Annotated in this window: 17 protein-coding genes; 6 read left to right on the top strand and 11 right to left on the bottom strand. The window is 61.7% G+C overall.

Features of this window, described 5'->3' with window-relative positions; all coding sequences use genetic code 11:
- Positions 1–105 precede the first annotated feature (105 nt).
- A complete protein-coding gene (greA, locus tag WFP36_RS02245) occupies positions 106–573 on the top strand; it encodes a transcription elongation factor GreA (protein ID WP_336977469.1) in 468 nt (155 codons plus the stop codon).
- A gap of 29 nt (positions 574–602) precedes the next feature.
- Here greA and WFP36_RS02240 read toward each other — a convergent pair whose 3' ends face one another.
- The 6 genes from WFP36_RS02240 to WFP36_RS02215 all read right to left on the bottom strand — a co-directional run bounded on the left by WFP36_RS02240 (position 603) and on the right by WFP36_RS02215 (position 3,176).
- Entirely contained in the window at positions 603–1,091 is a 489-nt protein-coding gene (locus WFP36_RS02240; RefSeq protein ID WP_336977468.1) for a GNAT family N-acetyltransferase, read from the bottom strand.
- Complete coding sequence (locus WFP36_RS02235; RefSeq protein WP_336977466.1) at positions 1,088–1,315, bottom strand: DUF4170 domain-containing protein; 228 nt, start codon at positions 1,313–1,315, stop codon at positions 1,088–1,090. The genes WFP36_RS02240 and WFP36_RS02235 overlap by 4 nt, the downstream gene beginning before the upstream one ends.
- Before the next feature lie 90 nt (positions 1,316–1,405).
- Entirely contained in the window at positions 1,406–1,837 is a 432-nt protein-coding gene (locus WFP36_RS02230) for a hypothetical protein (protein WP_336977464.1), read from the bottom strand.
- Positions 1,830–2,189 (bottom strand): hypothetical protein, encoded by a 360-nt coding sequence (locus tag WFP36_RS02225; protein WP_336977462.1) that lies wholly within the window; start codon positions 2,187–2,189, stop codon positions 1,830–1,832. Before WFP36_RS02225 ends, WFP36_RS02230 begins: the two co-directional genes overlap by 8 nt.
- On the bottom strand, positions 2,186–2,605 hold the full coding sequence (locus WFP36_RS02220; protein WP_336977460.1) for a phage holin family protein: 420 nt from the start codon (positions 2,603–2,605) through the stop codon (positions 2,186–2,188). The genes WFP36_RS02225 and WFP36_RS02220 overlap by 4 nt, the downstream gene beginning before the upstream one ends.
- A 40-nt stretch (positions 2,606–2,645) precedes the next feature.
- Positions 2,646–3,176: a hypothetical protein gene (locus WFP36_RS02215; RefSeq protein WP_336977458.1), complete on the bottom strand. Its 531-nt coding sequence runs from the start codon at positions 3,174–3,176 to the stop codon at positions 2,646–2,648.
- 167 nt (positions 3,177–3,343) lie between these two features.
- Here WFP36_RS02215 and eno point away from each other — a divergent pair, with 167 nt between their 5' ends.
- Together eno and WFP36_RS02205 are read left to right on the top strand one after the other, a co-directional pair.
- Positions 3,344–4,630 (top strand): phosphopyruvate hydratase, encoded by a 1,287-nt coding sequence (gene eno / locus WFP36_RS02210; protein ID WP_336977456.1) that lies wholly within the window; start codon positions 3,344–3,346, stop codon positions 4,628–4,630.
- 144 nt (positions 4,631–4,774) lie between these two features.
- On the top strand, positions 4,775–6,847 hold the full coding sequence (locus WFP36_RS02205) for a M13 family metallopeptidase (RefSeq protein WP_336977455.1): 2,073 nt from the start codon (positions 4,775–4,777) through the stop codon (positions 6,845–6,847).
- A gap of 21 nt (positions 6,848–6,868) precedes the next feature.
- Here the strand turns inward: WFP36_RS02205 and WFP36_RS02200 are convergent, their stop codons facing one another.
- The 4 genes from WFP36_RS02200 to ribB form a co-directional block, all read right to left on the bottom strand.
- Positions 6,869–7,492, bottom strand: a complete 624-nt coding sequence (locus WFP36_RS02200; RefSeq protein WP_336977453.1) for a hypothetical protein — start codon at positions 7,490–7,492, stop codon at positions 6,869–6,871.
- 149 nt (positions 7,493–7,641) lie between these two features.
- Entirely contained in the window at positions 7,642–8,568 is a 927-nt protein-coding gene (locus WFP36_RS02195; protein ID WP_336977451.1) for an aldo/keto reductase, read from the bottom strand.
- Positions 8,565–8,984: a 6,7-dimethyl-8-ribityllumazine synthase gene (gene ribH, locus WFP36_RS02190; protein WP_336977449.1), complete on the bottom strand. Its 420-nt coding sequence runs from the start codon at positions 8,982–8,984 to the stop codon at positions 8,565–8,567. The genes WFP36_RS02195 and ribH overlap by 4 nt, the downstream gene beginning before the upstream one ends.
- Positions 8,984–10,294 (bottom strand): 3,4-dihydroxy-2-butanone-4-phosphate synthase, encoded by a 1,311-nt coding sequence (gene ribB, locus WFP36_RS02185; protein WP_336977447.1) that lies wholly within the window; start codon positions 10,292–10,294, stop codon positions 8,984–8,986. The genes ribH and ribB overlap by 1 nt, the downstream gene beginning before the upstream one ends.
- A gap of 114 nt (positions 10,295–10,408) precedes the next feature.
- Between ribB and WFP36_RS02180 the strand changes: the two genes are divergently transcribed.
- From WFP36_RS02180 to WFP36_RS02170, 3 genes are read left to right on the top strand one after another with little or no spacing between them, the layout of a single operon-like run.
- On the top strand, positions 10,409–10,912 hold the full coding sequence (locus tag WFP36_RS02180; RefSeq protein WP_336977445.1) for a flavin reductase family protein: 504 nt from the start codon (positions 10,409–10,411) through the stop codon (positions 10,910–10,912).
- Between the two features lie 25 nt (positions 10,913–10,937).
- Complete coding sequence (locus WFP36_RS02175; protein WP_336977443.1) at positions 10,938–11,333, top strand: DUF6152 family protein; 396 nt, start codon at positions 10,938–10,940, stop codon at positions 11,331–11,333.
- Complete coding sequence (locus WFP36_RS02170) at positions 11,333–12,100, top strand: hypothetical protein (protein ID WP_336977442.1); 768 nt, start codon at positions 11,333–11,335, stop codon at positions 12,098–12,100. Before WFP36_RS02175 ends, WFP36_RS02170 begins: the two co-directional genes overlap by 1 nt.
- A 51-nt stretch (positions 12,101–12,151) precedes the next feature.
- On the opposite strand, the gene WFP36_RS02165 is transcribed toward WFP36_RS02170, so the two are convergent.
- Entirely contained in the window at positions 12,152–12,769 is a 618-nt protein-coding gene (locus tag WFP36_RS02165) for an outer membrane protein (protein ID WP_336977441.1), read from the bottom strand.
- Positions 12,770–13,040 lie beyond the last annotated feature (271 nt).

The following is a 13,040-nucleotide window of genomic DNA, read 5'->3' as shown; positions in this document are numbered from 1 at the left end:
CGAGCGCCGTAGAAACCCGTCTCCTCGCAAAAGCGCGCGGGGACGGAAGGAAGGCTTTAACGGTTGATCCGGGGGACGAGACGATAACGGCTCAGGGGTTGTTGAATGGAAAAAGTCCCCATGCTGGCGGAAGGCTACGAAATGCTGACCGCCGAACTCAATTTGCTGCGGGCCGAACGGCCGAAGATCGTGGATGCGATCGAAGAGGCTCGCGAACACGGCGATCTGTCCGAAAATGCCGAATATCATGCGGCAAAGGAACGTCAGGGCCAGGTCGAAGCCCAGATCGCCGATATTGAAGACAAGGTCAGCCGCGCACAGATCATCGATCCGGCGACGCTTTCGGGCGACCGCATCATTTTCGGCGCGACCGTCACTCTCCTCGACGAGGACGACAAGCCGAGCCGCTACCAGATTGTGGGCCAGACCGAAGCCGACGTGAAGAAGGGCCGGATTTCCTACAATTCGCCCCTCGGCAAGGCACTGATCGGCCGCAAGGTAGGCGAAGAGGTGGAAGTTACGGTTCCTTCGGGCGACCGCTTCTATCTGGTCGACAAGATCGAGTTCATCTGAGCCTGCGGGCGGCCGGCCGAAGGGCGTAATCAGGCCGCCAGCAGCTTTTCCATTGCGTAATTGTGGATCGCCACGCCGTCGACTTCGAAGTCCCGGCGATGTGAAACCGCGTATCCTGCTCGCTCGAACACCGGCCGGGCGACTTCGCTTGCCTCGGTAAAGAGGCGGCTCACACCCAGTTGGCGTCCGATCCGTTCGGCATGGGCCAGCAAGGCGGAGGCATGGCCGCGGCCGGCATGGGCAGGGTGGCAATAGAGGCGGTCCAGATGCCCGTCCGGCTCCAGCAGCGCATAGGCTGCGGGCGTGCCATCCGCTTCATCGGTGGAAACGAATATCATGGCACCGCCTGCCACCCGCTCCTGATATCGGGACGCTTCGGGCACGCGGCCTTGCCACGCGGTCAATTGTTCGGCGGTGTAGGACCGGCAGCCGAGCCCGGCGATGGAAGCCATGCACAATTCGCGCAAAGCTGCTTCATCGCCGGGCCGGAAATCCCGGATCACTTGGGCCCGGATCACTTGGGGTCGAGCGAGGGCTCCAGCAGGCGGTGGAGATGGACGATCACGTACTTCATTTCCGCATCGTCCACCGTGCGCTGGGCCCAGCCGCGCCAGGCTTCTTCGGCGGCGGCGTAATTGTCGTAAAAGCCTACGACGTGGATATCTTTGAGATCCTGGAATTCACACGTCATCGGATCGGTCACACGCCCGCCCATGACGAGGTGCAATAGCTGCTTGGCCATCAGTTCGCCCTGTTGAATATGCAATGAGTTTCAACTCCCGCATAGAGAGCTTTGCGGGGCACTGGCAAGCCTTGGCAGGCAGAGTTCTGCCTATTCCGTGACGGAAATCTCCGGTTCGGCCTTTGCCGCGGGTTTTTCGGGCGCGAGCTTGCGCTTGAGCTTGGCTGCCCCGTCGGCAATCGCGCCGCCGATCTGGCCAAGCCTTTCGCGAGCCGGCTCGCCGCGACCGTCTGCGGCGTCCATCGCCTGCCGTCCGTAAAGGATGCCCAATTCCGCAATGCCAGCGATCATGCTCACGGCATTCTTGCTGAGCTTGCGAGTGGGAGAGCGCGGGATCAGCGTGCTGAGCGCGACGCCGATGGCAAGGCCGCCCGCAATCAGCATCAGGGGATGTTCGCGCGCAACGGAGGTCAGCCGGTCGCGCGCGGCGGCGGCTCCATTCGCAAGCGCGCCTCGCTCTGCCTGACGGGCCTTTCCGGCCTCGATCCGCTGGCGCAACTCCATTCTCTTGGCATCACTCATGATCATCATCCTCGCCGGAGTTCGTTGCCCCGTATTCCCCTGTCTTTTCATCGCGCTTCCCCGTCATCCGGGCAAGGCCCGAAAGGATCGGCTTGCGCGCCAGCCACAGCCCTGCAGCAGTGGCCGCTGCTGCCAGTCCGGCAATTACCGTGGTGCCGTGCCGGTCGGCGAATTCGATTGCCGCATCGCTGGCCTCGTCCGCACGGGCGCCGATCCGATCTGCGATGCGCTGGCCCAGTGCAGCCGGCGTTGCCTCCGTCCGTGCATGGGCGAGTTCGGCATAGAATACCTCGCGCGCCGCATCGCGCAGCGCCCGATCTTCCTGCAACTGGGCCTCAAGCTTGCGGCTCATGCGTCCCCATTCCCGAATGCCCGCATCATTGCCTTTGCCTTGGAACTGGCAATCCGGATCAGCACGAACGCCACGACGAGCAGCGCCGCGAATACGATAGCCGTCGCACCGATGGCGCCAACCAGCGGCGTAAGCGCCAGGATCGCGCCGAAGACCAGGGCGAAGATTGCGAGCACCACAAGCAAGGCGGCAATCCCGCCCGTGATCGCGATGCCCTTTGCCTGCTGACCGACATAGGCCGCCCGCGTCTTCTGGTAGGCGATTTCCGCCTCCGCGTAGGTGCGGCCGTCTTCGAGCAGCGAAGTCAGTTCATCGACGAGCGTGGGCTCGCCAAGCTCCTCCTGCCGGCCGTCTTCCGGAAACGCATTTCCAGGGTTCGGCTCGGCAGTGGGATCGTCTGGCGCATGGGCAGTCATGGGGCGGGGTGAACCGTCCATGTGGCCCCCTGTCAACGGATTACTTGGAGCTGGAGAACAGGCGCGCGACCAGGAAGCCCGCGACTGCTGCGATCCCGACTGCAAGGCCGGGGCTCTTGCGGACGAATTCGCGCGCATCTTCTCCCAGCTCGTCGAGATCCTTGGCGTCGATCTTGTCCGCCGTTTCCTTCATCTTGCGCGAGGCAGTGCGGGCGTAATCGCCGTATTTGCTGCCGAAACGGTCATCGATGGTAGAGGCGTTATCCTCCACCAGCTTGCCGAGGCCGGCAATCGCATCGCTGGTGCGGGCCTTGCCTTCCACGGCCAGTTCGCCGGCCTTTGCCTTGGCCTGTTCGCCATAGGCCTTGGCTTCTTCCACCCAGTCGCCGGACTTCGCGGTCGCACGGTCCCGTGCTTCGGCGGTGAGTGCTGCAGCGCCTGCCTTGGCTTCTTCCAGCGCGCGGGTGAACTTCTGCTTGGCTTCAGCCGTATGGCCTGCGGGCGCTTTCGCCTTGGCTGCGGGCTTGGCCTTGGCCGTCTTTGCGGGAGTTTTCGCGGGGGTCTGTGCCATTGGATTGCGTCCTTTCACCCTTCGGGATTGGGGCTATCATAGTGGAACGGTTTAGCACCGCCCATTCTTAAATAGGAAACGTGGCTTGCCTGCCAATGCCCCACTGACTAGGAGGCCCGCATTTCCATTATTGCACCGCGTCATAGCAGTCGGAGCCTTAATTCACCATGACCGCAATCATCGATATCCATGGCCGCGAAATCCTCGATAGCCGGGGCAACCCCACCGTTGAGGTCGATGTTCTGCTGGAAGATGGCAGCTTTGGGCGTGCCGCAGTGCCTTCGGGCGCGTCGACCGGTGCTCACGAAGCGGTGGAACTGCGCGACGGCGACAAGAGCCGCTACCTGGGCAAGGGCGTCCTCCAGGCCGTGGATGCGGTGAACGGTGAGATTTCCGAGGTGCTTCTGGGGCTCGACGCCGAGGATCAGCGCGAGATCGACCTCGCGATGATCGCGCTGGACGATACCGAGAACAAGAGCCGTCTGGGTGCCAACGCCATCCTCGGAACCAGTCTCGCAGTGGCAAAGGCCGCGGCCAGCGCACGCGGCCTGCCGCTCTATTCCTATGTCGGCGGCGTTTCCGCCCATGTCCTGCCGGTGCCGATGATGAACATCATCAATGGTGGCGAGCATGCGGACAATCCGATCGACTTCCAGGAATTCATGATCATGCCGGTGGGCGCCGACAGCATCGCCGAGGCGGTTCGCTGGGGTGCGGAAATCTTCCACACGCTGAAGAAGGGCCTTTCGGAAAAGGGCCTTTCCACTGCGGTTGGCGATGAAGGCGGTTTCGCGCCGAACCTTGCCAGCACGCGTGCCGCGTTGGATTTCGTGATGGAATCCATCGCCAAGGCGGGTTTCAAGCCGGGCGAGGAAGTGGCGCTGGCGCTCGATTGCGCATCGACCGAATTCTTCAAGTCCGGCAAGTATGAGATCAGCGGCGAAGGCCTGTCCCTCTCGCCTTCCGAAATGGCCGATTATCTCGCCGATCTGTGTGCCGCCTATCCGATCCGCTCGATCGAGGACGGCATGGCCGAGGACGATTTCGAAGGCTGGAAGGCGCTGACCGACAAGATCGGCGGCAAGGTGCAGCTGGTGGGTGACGATTTGTTCGTGACCAACCCGAAGCGCCTGGTCATGGGTATCGAGAAGGGCCTCGCCAATTCGCTGCTGGTGAAGGTGAACCAGATCGGTAGCCTCACCGAAACGCTGGAGGCGGTCTCCATCGCCAATCGCGCCGGCTACACTGCCGTGATGAGCCATCGTTCGGGCGAAACCGAGGATTCGACCATCGCGGATCTGGCCGTCGCCACCAACTGTGGGCAGATCAAGACCGGCAGCCTTGCCCGGTCGGACAGGCTCGCGAAGTACAACCAGCTGATCCGCATCGAGGAAGAGCTGGGCGACAGCGCGCACTATGCCGGGGCAGGCTGCTTCGGCCGCCTCTCGGCCTGAGGCGCGCCCGCTTCGTTCGACTAACCGTATCCCGCTCTCGACGAGCGGGATATTTTTCGGTCAAACTTCGTCCTATCAGGTTGCGCATGAAACCATGATGCGCGCCGCAAGGGATCGTGCGCGCCGCCGGACGAAGGGACTGACATGACGAAGAGCCTGATCGCCGCATTGCTGCTGGGCACCGCCGTAATCGTTGCCGGGCCTGTGGCGTGCTCCACCGGCACCGAGACGGTCGCCAGCGGCACTGAACTGGGCATCGAAAAGAGCTGGATGGATCCTTCGGTCAAGCCGGGGGACGATTTCTATGCCTTTGCCAACGGGGCGTGGAACAAGGCGACCGAAATCCCGGCTGACCGTTCCAATATCGGCGGCTTCGTGATCGCCTTCAACGAGACGGAAAAACAGCTCGGCGCGCTGATCAAGGACATCGTCGGGTCCGATGCGTCGGATGACACGGCGGAAGGGCGCATTCGCAACCTCTACAAATCCTACATGGACACGGCGGCCATCGAAAAGGCGGGACTGGCCCCGATCAAGCCCGATCTGGACCGCTTTGCCGCGATTGCCGACAGGAAGGCGCTTTCCGCCGTGATCGGCAGCCAGTTGCGGGCCGATGTCGATCCGCTGAACGCGACCGATTTCAACACCGAGAACCTGTTCGGCATCTTCGTGACCCAGGCGCTCTCGGGCGGGGAAGTGGTGCCCTATATCCTTCAGGGCGGGCTGGGTTTGCCGGAACGGGAATATTACCTCTCCTCCGATCCCGAGATGGCGAAGCTGCGCGGGGCCTATCGCCAATATATCGAAGAGGTTTTCGCCGCCGCCGGAGACAAGGATGCCAAGGCCAAGGCTCGCCGGGTGTTCGATCTGGAGATGAAGATCGCCAGGGCCCATGTGAGCCGGGACGAGAGCGAGAACTTCACCAAGTCCGCCACTTTGTGGACTCGGGCCGAGCTGGAGAAGAACGCGCCCGGTATTGATTGGGCGGCGCTGCTCGATGCTGCGCAGCTCGGGAAGCAGGGCAAGTTTGCCGCCTATCATCCGGGCGCCATCGCCGGGCTTTCCAAACTGGTCGCCAACGAGCCGCTGGACGCGTGGAAAGACTGGCTGGCCTTCCACCAGATCAGCACCAACGCCGATGTGCTTCCGGCGAAGTTCGATCAGCTGCGTTTCGCATTCTACGGCACGACCCTGTCGGGCACGCCTGAGCAGCGTGCGCGCGACAAGCGTGCGCTGGCCGTGGTGAGCGATCTGCTGGGTGACGATCTGGGCCAGCTCTATGTGGCGAAATATTTCCCCGCCTCCGCCAAGGCCCAGATCGAGGGGATCGTGGGCAATATCAAGCAGGCCTTCGGCGTAAGGGTACAGGCAATCGACTGGCTCGACCCAGCGACCAAGGCCGAGGCGTTGAAGAAGGTAGAGACGATCCAGGTCGGGGTGGGCTATCCCGAGAACTGGCGCGATTTCTCGAAAGTGAAGATCGCCGCGGCCAGTCCCTATGCAGATGTGCAGGCGGCGCAGAAGGCTGAATATGCCCATCAGCTGGCCAAGATCGGCAAGCCGCTGGACAAGTCCGAATGGTGGATGACCCCGCAGACAGTGAATGCGGTGAACCTGCCCGTGCAGAATGCGCTCAACTTCCCGGCGGCGATCCTGCAGCGCCCCTTCTTCGATCCCAAGGCAGACCCGGCCTATAATTACGGCGCGATCGGTGCGGTGATCGGGCACGAGATCAGCCACAGCTTCGACAATAATGGCGCGGAATTCGATTCCACCGGCGCGCTGCGCAACTGGTGGACCGATGCGGACCGGAAGAAGTTCGAGGAAGCCGGCATGAAGCTCGCCGCGCAATATGACGGTTACGAACCGTTCCCCGGCCTGCATGTGAACGGCAAGCTGACGCTGGGCGAGAATATCGCGGACGTCGCCGGCCTCGCCGCTGCTTATGACGCCTATCGGGCGTCTCTGGGCGGAAAAGAGGCTCCTGTCATCGACGGCTTCACTGGCGACCAGCGCTTCTTCATCGCCTATGCCCAGGCATGGGCAACCAAGATGCGCGACGCGGCCTTGCGTCAGCGGATCGCCACCGATGGCCATGCGCCGGGGATGTATCGGGCGCTTACCGTGCGCAACCTCGATGCTTGGTACACCGCGTTCGACGTGAAGCCGGGCGACAAGCTCTACCTCGCGCCCGAACAGCGCGTGCGAATCTGGTAACTGGCCCGAACAGCGGGCACGTCACTTGATGAGAGTGACGTGTCCCGTCGTCTGCCTGATTTTGCCTCCTCCAGCGGCGACCTTCACGGAACTGCCCTGTGCGGTGCAGGCGCCGAAGGAAAAGCTGCTGAGATCGTAGATCGTCCCATCGGATTTCACGATGTGTCCGCTGCGCAGATGGTCGGTCTTGCCACACAGGCTGCGTGCCGCATTGGATGATGCGGGCAGCGTCAGCGAGAGTGGACCAACTTCATCAAGACGCGCGGCCTGAGCAAAATCGAGGGCGCCGTCTCCATCGACATCTCCGGCCGCAACCCGATCCGGGCGGTCCTTGCAGTCGGTGTCGTCGCAATCCCCACCACCGGCAAGTGCGCGTCCGGTGCTCGCCTTGGTGGGCGATTCCCGCAGCTTGCCGCTGGCCATTCCGGATTGGGCATCGCGTGGTGCGGATACCCGTCCGCTCGACATGGAGGTTGAGGTGGTGGGATTGCTATGGCCGAAAGACCAGCTTTCGAGTGGGGCGGCGGTGGAACTTTCTCCGTCGACCCCGTCTATGACCAGTAGATAGTCCGAAGCGGCGAGTGCAGGCGTTGCGAATACCAGTCCAAGGGCTGAACCCAATACCATTGAAGCAAGGCGTGTCATGGCATTTCTCCCGTACTTATACCTAGGGAGATGCGCCTATTTTTATGAATGGTCGATGGCGTGTCGGAGCAAGGTCTGAATTCAAGCCATTAAGTGCCGAAGCTCATCGAGCCGCAGCCGAATTCTGGCGGCGACTCGATGAGAGTTGCTCAGCTTCCCGCTGCGTTCAGGCGTGCAATCTGTTCTTCGGTGAGTTCCAGCGTGACTGCTTCGAGCAAGGCATCGAGCTGTTCGGGTGTGCGCGCGCTGGCGATGGGGGCGGCAATGCCGGGCTGGGCATTGATCCAGGCTAGTGCGATTGCCGCGTGGCTCGCCCCGGTCTCTGTTGCGATCACGTCCATCACGCCAAGGATCGGCAGGCCCTGCTCGAAGAAGCGGTCCATTCCATATCCGCGGGCGGATTGGCCGAAATCGTCACGAGAGCGATATTTGCCGGTCAGGAAGCCGGATGCGAGCCCGAAATAGGGCAGGGCGGCAATCCCGCGTGCCACGCACAGGTCCTGCACGGGACCTTCGTAATCGCTGCGGCGGACGAGATTATATTCGTTCTGCAATGCGCTGTAAGGCGTCTGCCCGGCAGATTCCGCCGTATCGATTGCCGCGATCAGGCGATCCGCCGTGAAATTGGAGGCGCCCAGTTCGCGAACCTTGCCTGCCTTCACCAATGCATCGAAGCCGCCAGTCACTTCATCGAGGGGCACCGTCTCGTCGTCGCGATGGGCGTAATAGAGGTCGACATAGTCGCTGCGCAGCCGCTCCAGCGATTTTTCCAGTTCCGCTGCCACCTTTTCGGGCGCGAGGTCGCCGGGGTTGCAGTGCATGCCGGTCTTGGTGGCGATCAGCATGTCGGAGCGCACTCCGCGTACGTCCAGCCACTTGCCGATTACCGCCTCGCTCTCGCCGCCGACATGGCCGGGCGCCCAGTCGGAATAGCCCTGTGCCGTATCGACCATGCGACCGCCGGCCGCATAGAACTTGTCGAGCACAGCAAAGCTCGCATCCTCATCGGCGGTCCAGCCGAATACGTTTCCGCCCAGGCACAGGCGGATGCCGCCGATTGCAGGATGTGAGGTCATGCATATTTCTCCCTGATCGCCAGCAGGGCCATGGCTGCCGTCGCCGCTTCACCGCCCTTGTCCTTCTGGGCGGGATCGGCGCGAACCAATGCCTGCGCTTCGTTCTCTACGGTAAGGATACCGTTGCCGATCGCAAGCCCATCCATGGTCAGGGCCATGATCCCGCGCGCGCTTTCTCCTGCGACGATCTCGAAGTGATAGGTCTCGCCCCGGATGACCACGCCGATGCCGACATAGCCGTCATAGCGGCCACTCTCGCTCGCGAGGGCGATGGCCCCGGGCACTTCCAGCGCGCCAGGCACTGTCAGCACGTCCACGCTGTGGCCTGCATTTTCCAACGCGGCGCGGGCGCCGGCGACGAGCATATCGTTGAGGTGGTCATAGAAGCGCGCTTCGACGATCAGGAAATTGGCCATCATGCGGCTCCTTCGAGTTCAATGGGACGTTCGCCGACGATCGAGAGGTCATACCCCTCAAGGCCGACAAGGGAATGCTGGGTATTGGTCAGCAGGATCATGTCGCGGACGCCGAGTTCCGCAAGAATCTGGGCGCCGACCCCGTAATCGCGCTGCTCTTGCGCCATATCGTCATTGCTGTCGCGCTGGCTGGCCGGTGTTTCGCGATTCCTGATCGAACGACTGGCGAAGTCAGGGCTGGGCCGGTTGATCAGCACTACCACGCCCGCACCTTCAGTGCCGATGGCCTTCATCGCGCCTTCCAGCAATCCGTGCCTGCCGCAGCTATCGGCAAAGACATCGTCGAAGATGGAAAGGGCATGCATCCGCACCAGTGTGGGCTTTGCCGGATCGATATGGCCTTTCACCAGTGCCATAGTCTCGGCCCGGGTCGCCTTGTTGTAGAAACTGACGGCACGCCATTCACCGCCCCAATGGCTGGTGAAGCGCGTTTCGGCGGTCTTCTCCACCAGATGGTCGTGCTTGCGGCGATAGGCGATCAGGTCCCGGATCGTGCCCATCTTGAGGTTGTGGAGGCGTGCGAAGCGGATCAGGTCGTCCATTCGCGCCATGGTGCCGTCCTCATTCATGATCTCGCAGATCACACCCGAGGGATTGAGGCCGGCAAGGCGGGAAATGTCGACCGAGGCTTCGGTATGGCCCGCGCGCACCAGCACGCCGCCATCCTTGGCTACCAGCGGGAAGACGTGGCCGGGCGTGACGATGTCTTCCTGGCTCTTGGAGGCATCGATGGCCACGGAAACGGTCCGGGCGCGATCACCGGCGCTGATCCCGGTGGTGACGCCCACGCGCGCTTCTATCGAAGTGGTGAAGGCGGTTTCATGGCGAGTGCGGTTGTTGCGGCTCATCAGCTCCAGCCCCAGTTGATCCACGCGCGCCTTGGTCAGGGCGAGGCAGATCAGGCCGCGGCCATGCGTGGCCATGAAGTTGATTGCATCGGGAGTGGCCATCTGGCCGGGAATGATAAGATCGCCCTCATTTTCGCGATCCTCGTCATCCACCAGAATATACATGCGGCCGTTGCGGGCTTCATCGATGATCTGCTCGATGGGGACCAGCACGGGCGCATCGTCATTGGCGTTGAGGAAGCGTTCAAGCTTGGCGAGCGTGTCCGCGGTAGGGTTCCAGCCGGGATCGGTGCAATCGCGCAATGTATTGGCGTGGAGGCCTGCTGCGCGGGCCAGCCCGGCGCGCGACATGCGCCCTTCAGCGACGATCTCGCGAACGCGAGTGATGGTCTGGTTGCTCATGCGAGCCACCTAATCACATCATAATGTGATTGCAAGTGAGTCGACACACATTCTGTTGGCGATTGCTCCGTGACGTATTAGGACGCATGACCGGCTGCGAATAATGGAGATTCCATGGGTCAGGACGAAATTCTAGGCGCCTTTCGCAGCGCGATGCGGCACGTCGCCGCCACCGTCTATGCCGTGACGACCGGCCATGATGGCGAAAGGTTCGGGATTCTCGCGACGGCGGTTAGTTCGCTCAGCTTCGATCCTCCATCGCTTCTGGTCTGCATCAACCGCGCATCGACCCTTCATGAGCCGCTGGGCTTTGCCGACCGTTTTTGCGTCAATGTGCTCGGCGTCGGCAATCGCGACGTGGCGGATTGCTTCATGCGAGTCGGTGCCGGTGAAGAGCGCTTTTCCGTGGGCGACTGGGTGGAAGAGCAGGGCATGCCCGTGCTCGCTTCCGCCCAATCGAGCTTGCTGTGCAAGCTGGCCCATCGCCACACATTCGGCACGCACACGATCTTCATCGGCGAGCTGATTGCCGCGCGACACCGTGAAAATGCTAAGCCGCTGACATATTACGACGGAAGGTATATCGACATCACCGAAGCGCCCGATCAGCAACTATAGGGGCGCAACGGAGAGTAAATCGCAAATGCTGAAATTCCGGACCATAGCGGCGGCCGCGCTGGCCGTGCTGGTGCCTGCGGCGGCTCAGGCACACCATTCTTTCGCGGCCTTCTTTGACCCGGTGAAAGTCATCACCATCAAAGGCACGGTTACCGAATTCCGCTTTACCAATCCGCACGGCACCATCGCGCTGGATGTTAAGGGCGCGGACGGAAAGGTGGTGCATTGGCGCGCCGAAACCAATGCGCCTGTCGTGCTGGTGCGTCGCGGTTGGAGCCGGGACGTCATCAAGGCCGGCGATACGATCTCGATCGAGGGCTGGGTGTCCCGCGACGGCAAGCCCTATCTCCGGCTCAAGCAGGCTTTCGATGCCAAGGGCAAGCTGATCGGCAATGCGCCCTTCGGCCAGGGCGATAGCTGATGCGCCGCCTTTCCGCTACACTCCTGCCGATTGTCGTACTGCTGGGATCGCCTGCACAGGCCGAGAGCCATCCGGATTTTGGCGGCTTCTGGAACCTCGATTTTGGCAAGCCTTCTGCGGAGGCGCAGGCCATGGTCGGCAAATTGCCGCCCAATACCGTCGTGATCGAGGATACGGGCGTCGTCGAGTTTCCCGAGAACGAATATGGCGGGCTGAAGCTCAGGCCCGATGCGCTGGCCAAGGCCGAGGCTTGGAAGCCCACAGACGAGATGAAGCTGTCTCGTGTGTGCCTGGCGCCATCGGTCGTCTATTCGATCCAGGGGCCATTCCCCTTCGAGATCTATCAGTCAGACGCGATGATCGTGTTCAAATACGAATATTTCGATCAGGTCCGGATCGTCTTCATGGATGGCCGCAGCCATCCCCCGGCCGACGCTCCGCATTCCAAGATGGGTCATTCGGTTGGCCATTGGGAGGGCGACGAACTGGTGATCGACACGACTCATATCGCGCCGTCGACCATCACCAATAACGGGCTCGACCATTCGGAAAACATCCATATGGTCGAACGCTATCGCAAGCTCGACGATGGAACGCTGCTGGCAATTCAGTGGTTCGAGGATCCGGAAGTGCTCGACAATAATGGTGCCCGGATCATCCAGTGGAAGAGCTATCCCGGCCAGCACGTCTATCCGTATGACTGCGATCCCAGCATTGCCGTGGAATATCAGCAGCTCGACGGGAAGCCGGACGAGGGCGGGGAGTAGGGATAGAGTGCAGGGCGGGCGCGATGATTGCGCGCCCGCCAATATTCCCGATCAGAAGCCGTAGAGCACGCCGCCCACCACCTGATGGCGGGTGGCGTCTATTCCGGTGTTGTATCCGGCCACTTCGATGTTGTTGTATTCGGAATAGCGATATTCGCCGCGCAGCATGAGATTGCGCGTTATCCGGAAGTCGGCGCCTGCACCCAGCAGGAAGCCGCTGACATCCACGCTGTCGGACACGGAATCCACTCCATCCTCATAGATGCCCTTGATCTTGGCGCTGACATAGCCGCCCTTCAGATAGACCTTGGAATTATCGGCCAGCCGCATCCCGATGCGTGCGCCGATATAGATCTGGCGGTCGGCCAGCAGGCTGAGCTTATCCCCCGGTGAAAGTACGTCTGTGGCAGCGTCGCCTGTGTCGGAATCGGCATATTCCGCTTCCACGCCGCCGAAGAATGAATTGTTGAACTGATAATCGGCCCCGCCGACGAAGCCGTACATCACGCCGTCATCGTCGATACTGACGACACCGTCATCCAGCTTCACCGTATCGTAGCCGATGATTGGGCCGGCAAAGGCCTCGACGCTCTTGCCTGTGTCCTGCGCGTGGGCCGGCAGGGCCGCCATGCCGGCGATGCAGGCCGCGAGAGCTGCCAATTTCCTCATGTCCCGTCTCCTTGTTCCAGAGGATCGAGAATGGCGAATAATTCGCGCGCATTAGAATTTGCTGAGGCAGGCCCTATGGGATTGGCCGTATAGGCACACATCCGCAACGGTCAGTTGCAGAGCGCTGGGTAGGGCCATTCTGTTTGGAAAGGTTTGGTGGACGCACTAGGGCTCGAACCTAGGACCCGCTGATTAAGAGCCATGATCAGAGGGTCCTAGCGCGTCCGCATGGGTCCAAGAATGGCGGAAATCTGCGATTCATAGTCCGCAT

The organism is Fulverythrobacter fulvus (assembly GCF_037154085.1).
Classification (GTDB): domain Bacteria; phylum Pseudomonadota; class Alphaproteobacteria; order Sphingomonadales; family Sphingomonadaceae; genus Andeanibacterium; species Andeanibacterium fulvum.
The sequence above is the reverse complement of the archived record's forward strand: the minus strand, read 5'-3'. Positions and strand labels throughout refer to the sequence as shown.